This window comes from Bacillus sp. 7705b, assembly GCF_002289525.1.
Lineage (GTDB): Bacteria > Bacillota > Bacilli > Bacillales > Bacillaceae > Bacillus > Bacillus halotolerans.
Genome location: NZ_NSDH01000039.1, coordinates 45,025 through 64,201, shown reverse-complemented (window position 1 = coordinate 64,201; position 19,177 = coordinate 45,025). Strand labels below are relative to the sequence as shown.

Below are 19,177 nucleotides of genomic sequence, written 5' to 3'. Positions count from 1 at the left end.
TCTACCTCTCATTTTACACCGTTTCGAATATCTATCAAATGCCAATTTTGCACATGAGAAAAGAGCTAGAAGAATCCTTTTAGCTCTTTAACGCTCTTTCTTTATTAAATCTTTTAATTCATCGATAAAGACATTAATATCTTTAAACTGCCTATAGACGGACGCGAACCGCACGTATGCGACTTCATCAACCTTAGCCAGGCGATCCATGACCATTTCTCCGACGAACTCGCTTTTCACTTCGGAGCAGCCTTGATTGCGCAGTTCTTTTTCAATGTCAAAACACATATCTTCCAGCGTTTTGAGTGAAACAGGCCTTTTTTCACATGCTTTAATAAGGCCGCGCAGCATTTTTTCCCTGCTGAATTCCTCTCGCACGCCTTCTTTTTTAACAACGATGAGCGGGGTTTCCTCCACTTTCTCAAAGGTAGTAAAACGGTAATGGCAGGCTTCGCATTCCCGTCTTCTGCGAATGGATTTTCCGTCATCCACAGGCCGTGAATCGAGGACGCGCGTTCCGTTATGCTGGCATGAAGGACATTTCAATAAAATCAGCTCCCAACTATTTCGTTCCCTGCAATGTATATTCGGCAGCCTCCGGCTATAAGTGATGTGACAGGCATCTGTCGGGAGAGCCGTTGTTTAGGCTGTGTCTAACAGCATCAGGCGGTTTATGACATATCTCTTTCTTATTTTACAAAAAAAACGGAAAAAGAAAAAGCTAGCCACCCCTGTTTGTTCATAAAAATAAAAGGAGCATAAGCTAAAAAGCGCGTAACGGCTTTCTAGCTCCAGCTCCCTTTGTGTTCGTGTTTACTTTATAGTACTTTCGCTTGCGCCTGTTTAATCTGCACAGGCCCCATTCCTCTTGGTATTTCAATGTTTTCTCTTGTATCAGCATGTAATGCCTCTGCAATGTAGTCAGCAGCGACATTAGGATCTAAGTCTCCACAAGTATAAACATCAATGCTTGCATATCCGTGCTCAGGAAAACTGTGAATCGTTAAATGTGATTCGGAAATAATAACGACTCCGCTTACGCCCTGCGGTGCAAATTTGTGAAATGCAACCTCGCGCACCTCAGCTCCTGATTTTAAAGCAGCATTTACAAACGTTTTTTCAATAAAATCCATGTCATTCAGCTTATCAAAATCGCATCCCCATAGCTCGGAGATAACGTGACGCCCCATTGTTTCCATAGTCATGGACCCCCCTTAACAAGAATTAAAAAGTGAAGTTCCAACAACTGGGTCGGCTATTTACCACGGGGGAAAGTTAGTCCGGAGAGGTCCTAACCCTTTAAGTAATCCCGAAACAGTCTCAAGCAAGAAGTTCACGAAAAATAGTATACTGTGTTTAAGTCTAATTTGCAAGAAGCGTTTTTTCAGAAATATGCTGTTAAGGGTTTTTTCTTAAATTGTGTCCATGACCTTATTCTATACAGCAGATGGATGTTTCATTCGTGCCGCCACATGGCGGATGAGATCAACTACTCTGCATGAGTAGCCCCATTCATTGTCATACCATGCGAGAACCTTTACTTTCCTGTCTTCCATCACCATTGTCGTAAGCCCGTCAATAACCGCCGAATTCGGATTCGTATTATAATCTGTCGACACGAGCGGTTCATCCGAATAATCAAGCACTCCGTACATTGACGTTTTGGCAGCCTGTTTGAATGCTTCGTTTACCTCTTCTGCCGTTACATCCGTTTTCAAGTCGACAACAAGATCAACTAATGAGACGTTCGGTACAGGCACACGCAATGCGAGACCGTGAAGCTTTCCTTTCAGGTGAGGCAGAACAAGCGAAAGCGCCTTTGCCGCTCCTGTTGTCGTCGGAATGATGGATTCACCGCATGCCCGGGCGCGGCGCAAATCTTTGTGCGGATTATCAATATTTTTTTGATCGTTCGTATAAGCGTGCACTGTCGTCATTAGACCGCTCTCAATGCCAAATTCATCATCAAGCACTTTCACAACCGGTGCAAGGCAATTTGTCGTGCATGACGCGTTTGAAATAATGACGTGGCGTTCAGCATCAAATTGGTCTTCATTAACGCCCATCACAATGGTAACGTCTTCATTTTTCCCCGGAGCGGTCAGAATGACTTTTTTCGCGCCCGCTTCAATATGTCCCATCGCTTTTTCTTTTGAATTAAACTTCCCTGTTGCTTCAACGACAATGTCAATATCATATTCCCGCCAAGGCAGCTGTTGCGGATCACGGCTATTTAACAAGAGTACTTTTTTTCCATTCACAATCAGACTGTCTTCTCCAGCCTCAACCTCTTTGTCGTACCGTCCGTGATTTGTGTCATACTTTATTAAATGAGCCAGCGTTTCAGCCGAATAGCTGGCGTTAATAGCCACTACTTGAATTTGATCGTCTAACATTGCTTTTCTAAAGACCATTCTTCCGATTCTTCCAAACCCGTTTATCGCTACTTTTACCTTCACGTTGGTCACCCCTCATCAATTATGTCATTCTAAATTGTTGTCATCTGAAATTAGTATAACATATTAAAAAGAATTCGCCAGTACATATTGATAAAAATCAACGATTATAACGCTAATTTATGATGTATCATACGTTTTCTTGCACACAATATGAGGATAAAGAATCAAAAAAGCAGCCAGCGCTGCGCACTGCCTGCTTTATTTTCTTATGATTCCTGTTTCAATTTATCATTGAGCACACTTTCTTCTAATACAGAGAAAGTATCGCCGTATACCTTGTTGATATGATTTGCTCCCCAATCGCAGAGCATATCTAAAATGCCTTCTAAGCTGCGGCCGTATTCACTCAGTTCGTATTCCACTTTAGGAGGAACCTGATTGTACACGATACGGTTAATGACACCGTCAGCTTCCAGCTCACGCAGCTGCTGGGTCAGCATTTTTTGAGTGATATTCGGCATTAAACGCTTTAACTCACTTGTTCGTTTTTTTCCGTGCGTCAGGTGGCATAAAATCACGCATTTCCATTTCCCGCCTATTACTTCAAGAGTCGCTTCAACTGAAATGTTATATTTTTTCTTCTCCATGCGGTTCACTCTCCTTACAGGCACCAAAAAGTGACTATAGCACTTAAAAGTACGTACTTTTCTTTTTTGATGATATCTTTCATAATCACATTTGCCGGCTGAATTGAATCTGCTCTTTTATTTATATAGCTTGTTCGGCAGAATTTCAATCAGACAACACATAACAGAAAAGGAGGAACTTGAATGACTTCAGCCAATAAAAGCAGCATTCCTGCACTTCTGGCTCTCGCCATTAGTGCATTCGCGATAGGGACAACCGAATTTATCAGCGTCGGCCTTTTGCCGTTAATATCTGATGATTTACACATTCCTGTAACAACAGCGGGATTGACCGTTTCGCTATACGCACTGGGTGTTACGTTCGGCGCGCCTATTTTAACGTCATTGACCTCAAGCATGTCACGAAAGACGCTATTGCTTTGGATCATGATCATTTTTATCGCCGGGAATACGATGGCCGCGTCGGCCTCAAGCATCGGAATTCTTTTAGCAGCACGTGTGATATCCGCTTTTTCACACGGTGTGTTTATGTCGATCGGCTCGACGATCGCAGCTGATCTTGTCCCTGAAAATAAAAGGGCGAGTGCGATTTCCATTATGTTTACAGGACTCACCGTCGCAACAGTAACCGGAGTTCCTTTCGGCACGTTTATAGGCCAGCAGCTCGGCTGGCGTTTTGCCTTTATGGTTATTATCGCCGTCGGCATTATCGCTGTCATTGCAAATGGCATTCTTGTCCCTTCCAATTTACGAAAAGGGACGAAAACAACGATGCGGGATCAATTGAAGCTTGTGACAAACGGCCGTTTACTGCTTTTATTTGTCATAACAGCTTTAGGATACGGAGGAACATTTGTTGTGTTCACTTACCTGTCTCCCCTGCTTCAGGAAGTGACGGGCTTTAAGGCCGGCACTGTAGCCATTATCCTGCTCGTATACGGAATTGCCATTGCTATCGGAAATATGATTGGCGGAAAACTGTCCAATCGAAATCCGATCGCCGCGCTGTTTTATATGTTTATCGTACAGGCGCTCGTCCTGTTTACGTTAACATTTACGGCTCCTTATAAAATTGCCGGCCTCATTACGATTCTCTTTATGGGCTTGCTGGCCTTTATGAATGTGCCAGGCCTGCAAGTATATGTCGTCATGCTGGCTGAACGTTTTGTACCGAGCGCAGTAGATGTAGCATCCGCGATTAATATTGCAGCATTTAACGCAGGAATTGCCCTAGGATCTTTTTTGGGAGGCGTGATTACCGATTCCATCGGGCTGATTCATACCGCGTGGATTGGAGCTTTAATGGTAGCAGGAGCCGTCATCTTAACAGGCTGGAGCCGTCTTCTGGAAAAACAGGATCGGCAGGCAGCCTAACATTTCAATAAGGAGGAAACAAATATGACAACACATTTACAAGCAGCAGCAACACTTCATAACGGGGTGAAAATGCCGTGGTTCGGCCTCGGTGTATTCCAAGTGGAAGAAGGATCGGAACTCGTCAATGCGGTGAAAACCGCCATTGTTCAAGGTTACCGCAGTATTGATACTGCCGCAATCTACGGAAATGAAGCGGGAGTTGGGGAAGGCTTGCGGCAAGGAATTGAAGAAGCCGGCATCTCCAGAGAGGATCTATTTGTCACATCAAAAGTGTGGAATGCGGATTTAGGGTATGAGGAAACATTGGCGGCATTTGAAACAAGCCTGTCAAAACTCGGTTTGGAATATTTAGATCTATACCTCATTCACTGGCCTGTGGAAGGCAAATATAAAGAAGCTTGGAGAGCACTTGAAACACTGTATAAAGAAGGCCGTGTCAAAGCGATCGGAGTGAGCAATTTCCAAATCCACCACCTGGAGGATCTGCTGAAGGATGCTGAAATGAAGCCTATGATCAACCAAGTGGAATTCCACCCGCGCCTCACGCAAAAAGAGCTGATGGCTTATTGCGAGAAGCAAGGCATTCAAATGGAAGCATGGTCACCTTTAATGCAGGGACAATTGCTTGATCATCCCGAACTGACAGACATTGCAAAATCATATCACAAATCCGTCGCGCAAATCATTTTACGCTGGGATTTACAGCACGGTGTCATCACCATTCCTAAATCAACAAAGGAACATCGAATTAAAGCGAACGCGAACATATTTGATTTTGAATTATCACAGGATGACATGAACCGAATTGATGCGTTAAATGAAAATCTGCGCGTCGGTCCTGATCCGGACAATTTTGATTTTTAATCACAAAAACACCGTTCATAATGAACGGTGTTTTGTTATGCCCAGCAGCTGAGAATTTCCTCAAGCTGCTGTTTTGTCTCTTCGAGTGTGCCGCTATTGTCTATTACGTTATCCGCTCTTGACACTTTTTCCTCTAATGGAATTTGGGAGCGGATCCGGCTAAGCGCTTCTTCCTCCGTTAATTGGTTGCGCTTGGTCAGGCGTTCAAGCTGAAGCTCTTTTGTCACACTGACCACAATAATTTTATCCACTAAAGACTCCAATTTGCTTTCGAACAAAAGCGGGATATCTAATACTACAAATGTCTCCTGATTTGCAATGGACTCATCACGCCGCTTGAGCATTTCCTCTCTGACCGCAGGATGAACAATTGAATTCAAAGCAAGACGCTTCTGTTCATTTGTAAAGACCAGCGCCCCAAGCTTTCTTCTGTCTATATCACCATTTTCGAGCAGAATGTCTTCACCAAATTCGTCAATGATCTGCCGGTAGGCCGGCATCCCTTTTTCTACCGCTTGTTTTGCAATGATATCCGCATCTATGACAGTGATTCCTTTATCTATCAGCATATTGGCAACCGTACTTTTGCCGCTTGCTATTCCTCCCGTTAAACCAATGACTAAGGTCAAGATATCCACTCCTTTTTACAATTTCCAGAGCCCGATCGTGATCAGCAGAAGCCCCGGCAAAAACGCCATTTTATCGATCCATCTCCATTTAGACAGAATATGGCCGGCATTGATGCCGACTGACACAAACAGCGAACTCATAATCGCGACGGTTATGCTCATCGCAATGGGAGAAAAACCGAGAATGGCTGCTCCCATACCTGCTCCGAAGGCATCAATCGACAGGGCGAATCCCAATAACACCGCTTCAATCCCATTAATCACACCAGATTTGTCGATATCCGCACTCATTGGTTTTCTCAAAATATGGATCACAATGCCCAATGACCGAACCTCTAAATTAAGCAGCGTTTTTTCATGCAATAAGTAGTCTTTGTCTTTTGCCGGCCTGAAAAATTGATATAAAACCCATACGCCGATTCCAACCAATATTAGCCCGCCGAGCTTCTCAGTCACATACACGGGAAAAAACTTTGTGAGAAAGCTTCCGATCAGCATGGAAATAAACATAACAGTGCCGGAACAGAAGGCAATGACGATAATGGCCTTTAGCGGTATCTTCATTTTTCGCAATCCATACGTAAATCCGACTGAAAAACTGTCCAAGCTGACAGCTAACGCCAGCAGCAGTATAGAAACCATTTGCATATTCGTTTCTTCCTTTCTGTTGGTGCTCTTGTATCAGATGTTAAATGCCCGGAGATTCATCACAATCATGTATATGGAAAAGTGATAAATCCGTGTTTCCGAAAAACGGCACTTCCTCTATAACAGAGCTACTGATATATGCACCGACAGCTTGGACGATGAAGCATTATTCTATTTTTTCTGGCACTTGGCGCAAAAATGCGTGCCTCTGCCTCCGACGACAATTTTTGTAATCATTGTTCCGCAATTTTTGCAGGGCTCATCTTTTTTTCCGTACACAAAATGCTGCAGCTGAAACATTCCGATTTCTCCTTGGGAATTGATATACGACCGGACAGTGCTTCCGCCGGCATCAATCGCTTCCTGAAGGGTATTTTTAATTTCAGCATGAAGTTTTTTGATTTTTTGATCTGACAGCTGATTTGCTTTTGTCTCGGGATGAACGCCCGCTCTGAACAGAGCCTCGTCCACATAAATGTTTCCGAGTCCGACGACCGTTTTCTGATCTAGAAGGGCGGTTTTGACAGCTCGGTTTGTTTTCTCCAGCCGCGCTTTCAAATACGAACTCGTAAATTCTTCTGCATCCGGTTCGGGTCCGAGCTGAGAAAGCGGCAGCTCCCCCGCTTCCTCTCCCGGTTTAAATAAATGCATGGTTCCGAATTTCCGAACATCCCTGTAACGCAGCTGGGTTCCGTCCGTCATCGTAAAAATGACATGCACGTGTTTATCGTCCGGCTCCTCCTCTTGATGAAGCCCGTACTTTCCTTCCATACGAAGGTGGGAGACCATGACATAATGATCCAAGTTAAACAGTAAAAACTTTCCCCGTCTTCCGATGGACTGGATGGTTTCTCCTGCTAAGTTTCGCGCAAATTCCTCCGGTTCGGCAGGCCGTTTGATGATATTCGGCCATCTGATCTCTACCGATTTGATTGTTTTTCCTCTAACAAGCCCGGTCAGAGTGCGCCGGACGGTTTCAACCTCTGGTAATTCCGGCACATCCATCACTTCCTTTATCTCTGTTTATTTCGCATCGTACCAGGATGGGCCTGAAGCAAAGTCCACCTTTAACGGCACATCTAATGCAAGCGCATGCTCCATCACTTCTGGAACAAGCTTTTCAAGTATTTCAATTTCTTCCTTCGGCGCTTCAAAAATCAGTTCATCGTGCACTTGAAGCAGCAATCTTGCCTTCAGCTGCTTTTCTTTCAGCTTGGCTGCCATATCAATCATGGCTTTTTTAATAATATCCGCGGCACTTCCTTGAATTGGTGTATTCATTGCCGTCCGCTCCGCAAAGCTGCGGATATTAAAGTTTCGGCTCGTCAGTTCAGGGATATAGCGGCGGCGATGCAGCAGCGTGGTTACGTAGCCTTTTTGCTTCGCGTCCTGCACCGAGTCCTCCATATACGCTTTGACACCCTTGAAGCTTTCCAAATATCGGTCGATGAATGCCCCGGCTTCTTTCCTCGTAATGCCGAGATTCTGTGAAAGCCCGTAATCACTGATGCCGTATACGATCCCGAAGTTGACCGCTTTCGCCTGGCGTCTCATCGCCGATGTCACTTCATCCTCAGCGACATGGAACACATCCATTGCTGTTTTTGTGTGAATATCCATATCGTTTGTAAAGGCTTCGATCAAATTTTCATCCTTTGAAATGTGGGCAAGCACCCGCAGTTCGATTTGCGAGTAATCAGCCGCAAAAATGAGCCAGTCTTTTTCAGACGGAACAAAGGCCTGGCGGATCTTGCGCCCTTCCTCAAGCCTGATCGGAATGTTTTGCAGGTTTGGATCAGTCGAGCTGAGGCGCCCTGTTTGCGTTAAGGCTTGGTTAAAGCGTGTATGCACCTTGTGTGTATCTTTTTTTGTCACCTTTAAAAGCCCTTCGATGTATGTCGATTGCAGCTTGCCGATTTGTCTGTACTGCAAAATATAGTCGACAATATCATGTTTGTCAGCCAGCTTTTCAAGCACATCAGCAGATGTTGAATAGCCTGTTTTCGTTTTCTTCACAACTGGCAGGCCGATCTTTTCAAACAATATGACACCGAGCTGTTTAGGAGAATTGATATTAAACGGTTCGCCCGCAATCTCATGAATTTTTTCTTCATATTCCTTCAGCTTGGCGCTCAGTTCTTCTCCCATTCGTTTTAAGCGGTCAACATCAACCTTAACGCCTGTTGATTCCATTTCTCCGAGAATAAGCGCCAGCGGCATTTCCAGCTCCTCAAACAGCTCAAGCTGATCGTTGTTCTCCAGCTCCTGAACGAGCTTTTCCCGGAGGCTTTGAATGGCTAAAGCCTTTCTGACGAGATGCTCAGACAGTTCGCCTTCTGCCGGCACGGCGCGTTTTGCTCCCTTGCCGTAAACTGATTCATCGCTTGAAACGATATGTAAGCCGTAATCCTTAGCCACACTGGCAACGTCGTCATACGAATTGCCCGGATTAATGATATAAGCGGCAAGAACCGTATCAAACTCCGCACCTTTCAGCTCAATGCCCTGCCAGCGCAAAGCCACGACAGCCCGCTTGCTGTCAAAGACCCATTTTTTCTGATCGTCATTTTCCACCCATTCTTTAAACACATCAGACTCGACAGCAACGTCTTTTGGAATGAAGTAGGCTCCCGTTTCGTTCACTATCGAAAATCCGAGAATCGGCACTTCATGATAATTATCGCCAATCTGTTCAACGACAAATGAAGATGGAGAAACCAATATATCGCTAGTCACGTCGGTGACTGTTTTAACATCAATTTCTTCTAAGGACTGATCCTGCTCCGCCTCTACACCATCTTCCCCGAGCCGTTCAAGAAGCGTATTGAACCCAAGGTCCTTAAAGATGGCAATGACCTGTTCACGATTAAAGCCTTGATATTCCAGGCCGGAAACGGATACCTCAATCGGCGCATCAGTCATAATCGTCGCCAATTCCTTGCTCATCAAGGCCTGATCCTTAAATTCTTCAAGCTTTTCCTTGAGTTTTTTTCCGCTTACCTCATCAATTGATTCGAGCAGCTTTTCAACAGAATGGAATTGCTTTAACAGCTTAATCGCGGTTTTCTCCCCGACACCCGGCACACCCGGGATGTTGTCAGAGGAATCCCCCATTAAACCCTTCATATCAATAATTTGGTCAGGCGTGAGTCCGTATTTCTCCTGGACGTGCTCTGGTGTGTAAAACTCAACATCGGTAATTCCTTTTCTCGTAATGGCAACCGTCGTCTGATCTGTTGCCAGCTGTGTTAAATCCTTATCTCCCGAGAAAACCTTTACCTCAAAGCCTTCCTTTTCAGCCGATTTCGCGAGTGTGCCGATAATGTCGTCAGCTTCGTATTGTTCCAGTTCGTAGCGGCTGATTTGATAGGCATCAAGCAGCTCGCGGATAAACGGCATTTGTTCTGAAAGCTCAGGCGGGGTTTTCTGTCTTCCGCCTTTATACTCTTTAAATGTGCCGTGACGAAACGTCGTTTTCCCGGCATCAAACGCAACCAGCATATGCGTTGGCTTTTCATCCTCAAGCATTTTCATCAAAATCATCGCAAAACCGTAAACCGCATTTGTATGAATTCCTTTATCATTGCTTAACAGCGGCAATGCGAAAAACGCCCGGTAAGCCAGACTGTTTCCGTCTACAAGCACTAATTTTTTTCGTTCCGTCATTCAATATCCTCCTAAGAAGCAACAGCTCCTGCTTCCATTCATCTCATAATAATAGTCTATAGCTTCTCTTATTTTAACAAAGTTCAATTTGAAAGGAAAATACGCGAACCGATGAGAACACACAAAAAAGGACGGGAACACAAAAAGGTTCCCGCCGTCAAAATTGGCTCCTTGGATGAAGGGGTTCTACTACATCCTACCAGCATAGGTTTAACAGTGCATGAAGATATTGTTAAAGCTTTGTAAACATTAGACAGGCTTTTCAGCAGCCCGCTTCAGCGTCACAGTAAACACAGTACCGCGGCCCGGCTCACTAGTCACATCGATTTTCCCTTCATGAGCCTCTATTAAATGCTTTACAATCGCAAGACCGAGACCGGTCCCTCCCGAGTTTCTGCTTCTATCTTTATCAACGCGGTAAAACCGTTCAAAGATGCGGGGAATTTCTTCTTTCTGGATTCCGATCCCGGTATCGGAAACTTCAATCTGAATCTCTGTTTCACCCGGCTTGACATTGATAGCTACCGATCCCTTCTCCGGTGTATAGGTTAATGCATTGTTTACGAGATTCAAAAACACCTGTTTTAGCCGGTACGGGTCGCCCGCTACATAGAGAGGGTCTTTCGGAACGTTCAGCTGTAAAGAGATACCTTTCTCCGTCGCTTTATGCTTAAGCAGCGTCTCAATATCAGCCAGCATTTTCGCTGCATCGAACGTTTCGATGCTGAGCGTAAAGTTTTGTTGCTCAATCTTAGAAAGATCTAGCAAATCCTGCACCAATGATTGAAGCCTTTTGCTTTCCTTTAAAATAATCGAGAGAAATTCTGAAAGCGCCTCTTTATCCTCCATCGCCCCGTCTAATAGCGTTTCCGTAAATCCTTTGATCGATGTAATCGGTGTTTTCAGCTCATGAGAAACGTTGGCCACAAAATCTTTTCTCATCTGCTCTAATTTTTTCGTTTCCGTCATGTCATGAAAAACGAGCACGATCCCTTTCCATTCATCATCCGGCCCCATAATAGGAACGCCGTCCACTTCAAAATAACGCCTTTCAATTTTGATCGGAAGTCTTAATAGCTTGCATTTCTTCGTCTCAGTCATAAAAATGTCTTCGACAAGCTGGATCACTTCTTCATGTTCAAATGCATCATGATAAAGACAGCGCAGCATCTGATTCGGATTGACATGAAACTGCTTCGCGTAAGACCTGTTGACGAGATTGATAAAACCTCTTCCATCAATCATAATCAGCCCGGAGCCGATGTTTTCAATCACAGTCAACAGACGGTCGCGCTGCATTTCCTGCGTCCTCGTCATTTCCATCAGATCAACGGCAAGGCTGTTCATGGCACGGCCAAGCTTGTCGGAACGCCTGATATAACCGCCGTATGTACGGGCATCGTAATTCCCCTTGGACAGCTCTGTTGCCATGTTTGTGGCTGCTTCAATAGATCTTTTGTAGCGAGAGGTCATATTAGAATAAAAGAAAACAATAATTATAAAAGCGGTACAAAGACTGGCTGTCAGCATGCCCCACATCTCGCCATTCAGACCTGAGCTTTCTTCACGGGAAGTAAGCAGCACATACCCCGTTTTTTCGCCTTTGCTCCTAAGCGAAAGCCCATAATAAAGCATATTCTCCTCTTTCGCGAGAACTCCCTCATGACCGGAGACAAGCGCCTGCACCTGCGAAGAATCCGCCGCGCTGCCGCCAGACCCGTACAGCACCTTTCCTTCTGTATCGATTACGGAGGCTTCAACATCAAGCGCACTGCCTGCATCTTTAATGACTTTCTCATTTGCCTGGTCATTCAGATTGCCGGCATCAAGCAGCGAAGCCATGTATTTGGCTTCCTTTTCAATGTGTTCCTCCGATTTTTTTTGATCAGAAGATTCAAAGAGCTGCTGTAAAAACAGCCCGAGTACACTAAACACCACAATCATACAGACAACGAGCACAGAAAAAAGGCGCACACGATATTTAATCATTCATTTTTGGCTCCTCCAATTTATACCCCAATCCCCTAATGGTTTTAATATAGATCGGTTTTTTTGTATTCGTTTCAATTTTGTCTCGGAGATGGCTGATATGCACATCAACAATTCTCGTATCTCCGGCAAAATCGTAGTTCCAGACAGCGCTCAAAAGCAAATCTCTCGTCAGCACTCTGCCTTTATGTCTGCCTAAATACAAAAGCAGCTCAAATTCTTTCGGTGTCAGCTCAAGCTGATTTTCTTTAAAATAAGCTTCATAATGATCGGGCAGGATCTTCAAATCGCCGATAACAATTTGTCCTTCGGTTTCCTCGTTTTTCATGTCATTAGAGGGTGCAGCCATTTCAGAACGCCTTAAAATAGCTTTTACTCTTGCATTGACTTCTCGAGGGCTGAAAGGCTTGGTCATATAATCATCAGCACCAAGCTCAAGCCCTAATACTTTGTCAAATTCTTCATCCTTCGCTGTCAGCATTAAAATAGGAAACATGAGTTTTTGCTGTCTCAGCTGCTTGCATACTTCAATTCCATCCAGCTTTGGAAGCATCACATCAAGCACAATCAAATCAGGATTTTCTGTTTCCGCTCTTTTGAGTGCTTCTTCTCCATCCGAAGCAGTAATAACCTCATAGCCTGACCGCTCCAAATTGTACTGCAAAAGTGTAACGATAGATTCTTCATCATCCACAACTAAAATTTTCTTGTTCATGCTGTGCCTCCAGTATCTTAATTCCCCGACATCCTATTTCTCTATTTTATGTCATCTTACCATGTTTCATGATTTTATTTTATCGAAAGCCGGACATTCCGACAATTCGCCTTTTACATCATTTTAAAAGAAAAATACAAGAGGCAGCTGAGGAATACAAGGAAGCGCTTTCATTTCTTAATAAAAAGAGAAAGGCTTCGATTAAACCAGCCTTTCTCTTTTTATTTTAGGATAATACTTTCATCACATTTTTGACAGATTCAACTGATTTATTCAGCTGTTCTTTTTCGTACTCTGTCAATTCAAGCTCAATGATTTGTTCAAGTCCGTTTCCGCCGACAATTGTCGGAACACCAAGGTAAATGCCTTCATAGCCGTATTCCCCTTCAAGATAAGCAATTGTCGGAAGGACGCGTCGCTGATCTTTTAAGATCGCTTCGATCATTTCTGTCAGAGAAGCCGCAGGCGCATAATACGCGCTTCCGTTTCCTAAAAGATTCACGATCTCGCCGCCGCCTTTTCTTGTGCGCTCCACAATGGCGTCAATCCGGTCTTTTGGAATGAGGGTTTCAAGCGGGATACCGCCAGCATAAGAATAACGTACAAGCGGCACCATATCGTCACCGTGTCCACCGAGAACAAAACCGGTCACATCTTTCACTGACAAGTTTAATTCCTCCGCCACAAACGTTCTGAATCTTGCCGTATCAAGCACACCTGATTGGCCGATTACGCGCTCTTTCGGGAAGCCAGACTCTTTATATACTGCGTATGTCATTGCATCAACAGGGTTTGTCAAAACCACAATGATAGAGTCAGGAGAATATTTCACGATTTCTCGTGTAACGCTTCTCATAATTTTTTCGTTTGTAGAGACTAGATCATCCCTGCTCATACCAGGTTTTCTTGCAATACCGGCTGTAATGACAACAATGTCAGAACCAGCCGTATCCTCATAATTAGATGTACCCGTAATTTTCGCGTCAAAGCCTTGAACCGGGCTGGCTTCCAGCATATCAAGGGCTTTTCCTTTCGTCGGGTTCTCCAATTGCGGGATATCAACGAGAACAACGTCCGCCAGCTCTTTTTGAGCGGTTAAGAAAGCTGTTGTCGCTCCGGTAAAACCTGCTCCGATAACAGAAACTTTTTTACGAGTATTTCCCATGTCTCTCTTCTCCTTTATGGCTAATTTTAGGCTGTTTCCTTGCTTAGTCCATGTTTTTAATCAGTTCTTCTCCGAACTCTGAACATTTAACTTCAGTCGCGCCGTCCATTAATCTGGCAAAATCGTAAGTTACGACTTTAGAAGCGATTGTTTTTTCCATAGATTTAATGATTAAATCAGCCGCTTCATTCCATCCTAAATGCTCAAGCAGCAGCACACCTGAAAGAATAACTGAAGATGGGTTTACTTTATCAAGTCCGGCGTATTTAGGAGCCGTTCCGTGTGTCGCCTCGAAAATCGCATGTCCTGTTTCGTAGTTGATGTTCGCCCCAGGAGCAATACCGATTCCGCCTACTTGCGCCGCAAGAGCGTCAGAAATATAGTCTCCGTTAAGGTTCATTGTTGCAACAACATCAAATTCGCTTGGACGTGTCAGAATCTGCTGAAGGAAAATATCAGCAATGCTGTCTTTGATAATGATTTTGCCTGCTGCTTCTGCTTCGCTTTGCGCTTTATTAGCGGCGTCTTTTCCGTCTTTTTCAGCAATGCGGTCATATTCAGCCCATGTGAAGACTTTTTCGCCGTATTCTCTCTCTGCAAGCTCATAGCCCCAGTTTTTGAAGGCGCCTTCCGTGAACTTCATGATGTTTCCTTTGTGTACAAGCGTTACAGACTTCCGGCCGTGCTCAATCGCATATTCAATTGCCGCTCTGACCAGACGGCTTGTTCCTTCTTCAGAAACAGGCTTAATGCCGATACCTGATGTTTCAGGGAAACGGATTTTGTTGACATTCAATTCATTTTGCAGGAAGCTGATAAGCTTTTGCACTTCTTCAGAGCCTTTTGCGTACTCGATGCCTGCGTAAATATCTTCTGTATTTTCACGGAAGATGACCATGTCAGTATCCTCAGGGCGTTTTACCGGTGACGGCACTCCAGTAAAATATCTTACCGGTCTCAAGCAAACGAAAAGGTCAAGCTCTTGTCTGAGCGCTACGTTCAAAGAACGGATACCGCCGCCGACAGGTGTCGTTAACGGGCCTTTAATCGCGATGAAATATTCGCGGATGACATCTAATGTTTCAGCAGGAAGCCACTCACCTGTTTTATTATAAGCCTTTTCTCCGGCATAAACTTCTTTCCACGTAATTTTCTTTTCACCTTTATATGCTTTTTCTACTGCGGCTTCCAAAACTTTTGAAGCCGCATTCCAAATATCAGGACCGGTTCCGTCTCCTTCAATAAAAGGGATAATCGGGTTGTTTGGTACGTTTAATACTCCGTTAGAGACTGTAATTTTTTCACCTTGTGCCACAATAAAAACCTCCCAGTATGTAATTCATATTTAGAAAACATTTTATTTTTCTTATATAGAAAACAAAATGATTTTTCTTAACATTCTAAAGTGTAAACCATCTTTGATGTTCTGAACAAGAGGCTAACTTCATTAACATAAGCCAGCCTCCCATGGTTCTTTAGGCTCTTTCTTCAATCGGAACAAAAGTTTGTTTGTCAGGGCCTGTGTAATCTGCACGCGGGCGGATCAGGCGGTTATTGTCATACTGCTCAAGGATATGAGCGAGCCAGCCGGACATTCTGCTTACAGCAAAAATCGGTGTGAACAGGTCATGGTCTATTCCGAGGCTGTGATAAACAGAAGCGGAATAGAAATCAACGTTAGGCGGAAGCTTTTTTTCTGATGTCACGATTTCTTCGATGCGAATCGACATGTCATACCATTTGCTTTCGCCGGTCAGGTTGGTCAGACGTTTGCTCATTTCTTTTAAATGTTTAGCGCGCGGATCGCCATGCTTATAAACGCGATGGCCGAATCCCATTATTTTTTCTTTCTTTTCCATCTTGGCGCGAACGAAAGGCTCGACATTCTCCACTTCGCCGATCTCTGTCAGCATTTTCATGACGCCTTCGTTTGCACCGCCGTGAAGCGGGCCCTTCAGTGCGCCGATTGCGGCAGTAATGCCTGAATAGATATCAGAAAGTGTTGCGACGCAGACCCTTGCTGTGAACGTTGACGCGTTCAGCTCATGGTCAGCATGTAAAATCAGCGCTTTGTTGAAAGCCTCAACCTCAATTGGCGAAGGCTCTTCACCGTTTAATGTGTAGAGAAAATTCTCGGCAATGCCGTAGTCTTCTCTTGGCTCAACGGGTTCAAGACCTTTGCGGATTCTGGAAAACGCTGCAACCAGACCAGGCACCTTTGCCTGAAGGCGGATCGCCTTTCTGTAGTTGGCTTCCGGGTTCATGGTATCAGCCTCGCTGTCAAGCAGGCCTAGTAAAGAAATCGCTGTCCGAAGAGCAGCCATGGGATGAACATTTTCGAGGGAATAAGATTTGAAGTGCTCAATAATTTCTTGCGGAACGGCAGCTTCTTTTGCTAACTGCTGTTTTAACTCATCAAGCTCTTTTTTGTTTGGCAGCCTTAAGTGCCAAAGCAAGTAAATGATTTCTTCAAAGCTCGCATTCTCTGTCAAATCATCGATATCATACCCCACATATGTAAGGGTATCATCAATAATCGAACTAACAGATGATGTTGTTGCTACAACCCCTTCAAGACCGCGTGTCGCTGTCATATATAACATCTCCTTTTCAATAAATTTCCCCTTTAAGAGTGTTGTAAAAACATGAGGCTAACTTAAAAAGCATGTTGTAAGTATTTCTCCCCCCAAAAGAAAATGCTTACATTTTACTGCCTGCTGGTGCTGAAACCCTTTGCTTATGAAAGAACATAACAAATTCTTATAAGCTTTTTTAAGTTTGTGCCTATTCCTATTATAAACAATAATCAGACATTTGTTAAATGTTTACCTATAATTTTTTTTTTCATTCTATGATTTTCCCGAAAAAACGCCTTTATTTGCGGTTTTTTGGCATTAAAAAAAAGCGGCAGCAAGCCGCTTTTTTCATGAAGTGAACAGTTTTACGAGCTGCATCGCAATATAAGCAATCCCCGCTCCGATCAGCGGACCCACTGCGACTCCGCCGAAAAGCGCGACAGCGAGAATGGTACCGATGACAAGAGCAGTGGTGATGTGAGGATCGTTTTCCAACAGGGTCAGGCCATTTTTGGCAATCAGCGCAACGGCAATTCCCGCCCCCAATGCAATCCATGCGTAAGAAGAACGCATTGCCTCACCAAGCTGTTTAAATCCAATCTCTCCTGTGGCGATTGGAACAAGAACAGCAATTGTGATGACGGTCACGCCCCAGTTGATGCCTTTTGACTGGATAGTCGGGAAAAATTTTTGGTCAAGTCCCACGATTTTAATGATCAAAAGGACGGATACAGCAAAAAGCAGCGATTGATTTTTTGCGATAAGTGCAATAGCCAAGAGTAATATTAAAAATAAATTCGCTTGTGTAAACACGCGTCATCCCTCCTTTAAGATGAATGTATTCATATACAGCCGTACCGTGAATAAACATAACAATAGGACATGCTGACGAGAGGAGGAGCGTTTTTGTGAATCAATCCTATATCACTATTTTTTTCCGAACCCTCTTTGTCATGTCGCTTACAGCCGGATCAGCAGCCGCTGTTTATTATTCGTTTCCGTTAACATATCCGTTCCTCATTGCCCTTATTCTTTCAACAGCGATTCACCCTGTTGTAGACTACTTGGACAAGGTGACCGGATTCCCGCGAACTTTAAATGTCATCGGCGTGCTTGCCTTTTTTCTGCTCGCGGCGTTCGGTGTGCTGACCATTGTGATAGCAGAAATCGTAACAGGGACTGCATATCTTGCAAAAACCCTTCCCCCGCATATCAGCACATTTATCTCTTATTGTGAAAAACTGTTTACCACTCATATCCAGCCGCTCTATCACGAACTGACCGTTTTATTTCATGAATTGGAGACCAACCAGCAGGCTTCCATCGTCACTCACATTCAGACACTTGGAGATTCCGCTGCCAAAAACGCAGGACTGCTGCTGTCTCACATTCTTGAAATGATCCCGAAGTTTTTCGCGCTGCTTCCGAATACCGCGGCTGTTTTGATATTTTCACTTCTTGCTACATTTTTCATGACAAAGGATTGGCACAAGCTGAAAGCGATGCTCGTTTCAGTGCTGCCGGATCGAATAACAGCAAACGGAAAGGCGATCAGCAGCGAGTTAAAAAAAGCAATGACCGGTTTCATTAAAGCGCAGGCTGTTCTTGTATTCCTTACGATGGTCATTGTATTCATCGGTCTTTCTCTCTTAAAGGTTGAGCATGCAGCAACGATTGCTTTTTTAATCGGGCTAGTCGACCTTCTCCCTTATTTAGGAGCAGGATCCGTCTTCGTGCCGTGGATTTTGTATTTATCGATTACAGGCCAGCTTCCTCAAGCAATTGGAATTGGTGTGCTGTACCTTGTCGTACTCGTTCAGCGGCAGCTGACAGAGCCGAAAATATTAAGTAAATCAATCGGAATCGATCCGCTGGCAACACTCATTGCCCTCTTTGCCGGCTTTAAATTGTTCGGCTTTTTAGGACTGATTGCCGGTCCTGCCGTTCTCGTCGTCATCCAGGCTTTTATTACAACAGGTGCCTTAAAGGAAATATGGTCCTACATCACTGTCCAGCAAAAATAAAACAGCAGCCCATAATGCAGGCTGCCGTTTTTATTTTATAATGATCCGCTTGTTCTTCGACATACCTCTCAGCCATTTGAACAGGATCGGCTTACACCAGCTGCGGGTGAACGGGATAAGCAGGCATGCGCCGGCCAGGTCTGATAAAAAGCCTGGCAGCATCAGCAAAAGGCCGCCAATAAAGATGCACAGGCCGTCAGCAATCGCTTCACCAGGCATCTTTCCGTATTGAAGGTCACGCTGAACCTTGAAGTAAACTTCAGTTCCTTGTTTTTTGGCAGCTGCTGCCCCAATGATTCCGGTCAGAATCATCAAAAGGACCGTCGGAAGAATGCCGATCAGCTTGCCCGAAAATAGAAATATGCCGATTTCAATTGCCGGAAACACAATAAAAAGCAAAAATAAAAACCTCATCTCCAGCCCCCCACATGTGTAAAACGCCTTCGTTCAAAAATAGTGACAAATAGAGAAAAGGAAG

Annotated in this window: 17 protein-coding genes and 1 pseudogene; 3 read left to right on the top strand and 15 right to left on the bottom strand. The window is 44.3% G+C overall.

Features of this window, described 5'->3' with window-relative positions:
* Positions 1-87: 87 nt before the first annotated feature.
* The 4 genes from nrdR to CJU60_RS15420 all read right to left on the bottom strand — a co-directional run bounded on the left by nrdR (position 88) and on the right by CJU60_RS15420 (position 3,046).
* On the bottom strand, positions 88-546 hold the full coding sequence (gene nrdR, locus CJU60_RS15435) for a transcriptional regulator NrdR (RefSeq protein WP_010335260.1): 459 nt from the start codon (positions 544-546) through the stop codon (positions 88-90).
* A gap of 272 nt (positions 547-818) precedes the next feature.
* On the bottom strand, positions 819-1,199 hold the full coding sequence (speD, locus tag CJU60_RS15430; RefSeq protein ID WP_003223584.1) for an adenosylmethionine decarboxylase: 381 nt from the start codon (positions 1,197-1,199) through the stop codon (positions 819-821).
* Positions 1,200-1,436: 237 nt separating this feature from the next.
* Positions 1,437-2,459 carry a glyceraldehyde-3-phosphate dehydrogenase gene (locus CJU60_RS15425; RefSeq protein ID WP_024122444.1) on the bottom strand — a complete coding sequence of 341 codons (1,023 nt, stop codon included), beginning with the start codon at positions 2,457-2,459 and terminating at the stop codon, positions 1,437-1,439.
* A gap of 206 nt (positions 2,460-2,665) precedes the next feature.
* Positions 2,666-3,046, bottom strand: a complete 381-nt coding sequence (locus CJU60_RS15420) for a winged helix-turn-helix transcriptional regulator (RefSeq protein ID WP_024122445.1) — start codon at positions 3,044-3,046, stop codon at positions 2,666-2,668.
* A gap of 183 nt (positions 3,047-3,229) precedes the next feature.
* On the opposite strand from CJU60_RS15420, the gene CJU60_RS15415 reads away from it, so the two are divergent.
* Together CJU60_RS15415 and CJU60_RS15410 are read left to right on the top strand one after the other, a co-directional pair.
* Positions 3,230-4,420, top strand: coding sequence for an MFS transporter (locus tag CJU60_RS15415; protein ID WP_044153909.1), 1,191 nt, complete (start codon positions 3,230-3,232; stop codon positions 4,418-4,420).
* A 24-nt stretch (positions 4,421-4,444) separates the two neighbouring features.
* Positions 4,445-5,287, top strand: coding sequence for an aldo/keto reductase (locus tag CJU60_RS15410; protein WP_095714232.1), 843 nt, complete (start codon positions 4,445-4,447; stop codon positions 5,285-5,287).
* Positions 5,288-5,322: 35 nt separating this feature from the next.
* On the opposite strand, the gene coaE is transcribed toward CJU60_RS15410, so the two are convergent.
* The 10 genes and pseudogenes from coaE to CJU60_RS15360 form a co-directional block, all read right to left on the bottom strand.
* On the bottom strand, positions 5,323-5,916 hold the full coding sequence (coaE, locus tag CJU60_RS15405; protein ID WP_095714231.1) for a dephospho-CoA kinase: 594 nt from the start codon (positions 5,914-5,916) through the stop codon (positions 5,323-5,325).
* A 15-nt stretch (positions 5,917-5,931) separates the two neighbouring features.
* Positions 5,932-6,582: pseudogene (gene ytaF, locus CJU60_RS15400) on the bottom strand (sporulation membrane protein YtaF); the annotation flags it as partial.
* Between the two features lie 153 nt (positions 6,583-6,735).
* Complete coding sequence (gene mutM, locus CJU60_RS15395) at positions 6,736-7,563, bottom strand: DNA-formamidopyrimidine glycosylase (RefSeq protein WP_095714230.1); 828 nt, start codon at positions 7,561-7,563, stop codon at positions 6,736-6,738.
* A gap of 24 nt (positions 7,564-7,587) precedes the next feature.
* Positions 7,588-10,230, bottom strand: a complete 2,643-nt coding sequence (gene polA, locus CJU60_RS15390; protein WP_095714229.1) for a DNA polymerase I — start codon at positions 10,228-10,230, stop codon at positions 7,588-7,590.
* Positions 10,231-10,479: 249 nt separating this feature from the next.
* Positions 10,480-12,219 (bottom strand): two-component system histidine kinase PnpS, encoded by a 1,740-nt coding sequence (gene pnpS, locus CJU60_RS15385; RefSeq protein WP_095714228.1) that lies wholly within the window; start codon positions 12,217-12,219, stop codon positions 10,480-10,482.
* Positions 12,212-12,934: a two-component system response regulator PhoP gene (gene phoP, locus CJU60_RS15380; RefSeq protein WP_010335269.1), complete on the bottom strand. Its 723-nt coding sequence runs from the start codon at positions 12,932-12,934 to the stop codon at positions 12,212-12,214. The genes pnpS and phoP overlap by 8 nt, the downstream gene beginning before the upstream one ends.
* 226 nt (positions 12,935-13,160) lie before the next feature.
* Entirely contained in the window at positions 13,161-14,099 is a 939-nt protein-coding gene (gene mdh, locus CJU60_RS15375) for a malate dehydrogenase (RefSeq protein WP_010335270.1), read from the bottom strand.
* A 43-nt stretch (positions 14,100-14,142) separates the two neighbouring features.
* Positions 14,143-15,414, bottom strand: coding sequence for an NADP-dependent isocitrate dehydrogenase (gene icd / locus CJU60_RS15370; protein ID WP_024122455.1), 1,272 nt, complete (start codon positions 15,412-15,414; stop codon positions 14,143-14,145).
* A 160-nt stretch (positions 15,415-15,574) separates the two neighbouring features.
* Entirely contained in the window at positions 15,575-16,693 is a 1,119-nt protein-coding gene (gene citZ, locus CJU60_RS15365; RefSeq protein ID WP_010335272.1) for a citrate synthase, read from the bottom strand.
* Positions 16,694-17,023: 330 nt separating this feature from the next.
* Positions 17,024-17,488, bottom strand: a complete 465-nt coding sequence (locus tag CJU60_RS15360) for a DUF441 domain-containing protein (RefSeq protein WP_010335274.1) — start codon at positions 17,486-17,488, stop codon at positions 17,024-17,026.
* Positions 17,489-17,583: 95 nt separating this feature from the next.
* Between CJU60_RS15360 and ytvI the strand changes: the two genes are divergently transcribed.
* Positions 17,584-18,699: a sporulation integral membrane protein YtvI gene (gene ytvI, locus CJU60_RS15355; RefSeq protein WP_095714227.1), complete on the top strand. Its 1,116-nt coding sequence runs from the start codon at positions 17,584-17,586 to the stop codon at positions 18,697-18,699.
* A 30-nt stretch (positions 18,700-18,729) separates the two neighbouring features.
* Here ytvI and CJU60_RS15350 read toward each other — a convergent pair whose 3' ends face one another.
* A complete protein-coding gene (locus tag CJU60_RS15350; protein WP_024122457.1) occupies positions 18,730-19,113 on the bottom strand; it encodes an FxsA family protein in 384 nt (127 codons plus the stop codon).
* Between the last annotated feature and the right edge of the window lie 64 nt (positions 19,114-19,177).

Coding starts and splice junctions, on each gene's coding strand:
- citZ (WP_010335272.1), bottom strand. CDS start 16,693: ATGACAGCGACACGCGGTCTTGAAGGGGTTGTAGCAACAACATCATCT.
- pnpS (WP_095714228.1), bottom strand. CDS start 12,219: ATGATTAAATATCGTGTGCGCCTTTTTTCTGTGCTCGTTGTCTGTATG.
- polA (WP_095714229.1), bottom strand. CDS start 10,230: ATGACGGAACGAAAAAAATTAGTGCTTGTAGACGGAAACAGTCTGGCT.
- speD (WP_003223584.1), bottom strand. CDS start 1,199: ATGGAAACAATGGGGCGTCACGTTATCTCCGAGCTATGGGGATGCGAT.
- mdh (WP_010335270.1), bottom strand. CDS start 14,099: ATGGGAAATACTCGTAAAAAAGTTTCTGTTATCGGAGCAGGTTTTACC.
- CJU60_RS15420 (WP_024122445.1), bottom strand. CDS start 3,046: ATGGAGAAGAAAAAATATAACATTTCAGTTGAAGCGACTCTTGAAGTA.
- CJU60_RS15415 (WP_044153909.1), top strand. CDS start 3,230: ATGACTTCAGCCAATAAAAGCAGCATTCCTGCACTTCTGGCTCTCGCC.
- CJU60_RS15410 (WP_095714232.1), top strand. CDS start 4,445: ATGACAACACATTTACAAGCAGCAGCAACACTTCATAACGGGGTGAAA.
- CJU60_RS15350 (WP_024122457.1), bottom strand. CDS start 19,113: ATGAGGTTTTTATTTTTGCTTTTTATTGTGTTTCCGGCAATTGAAATC.
- phoP (WP_010335269.1), bottom strand. CDS start 12,934: ATGAACAAGAAAATTTTAGTTGTGGATGATGAAGAATCTATCGTTACA.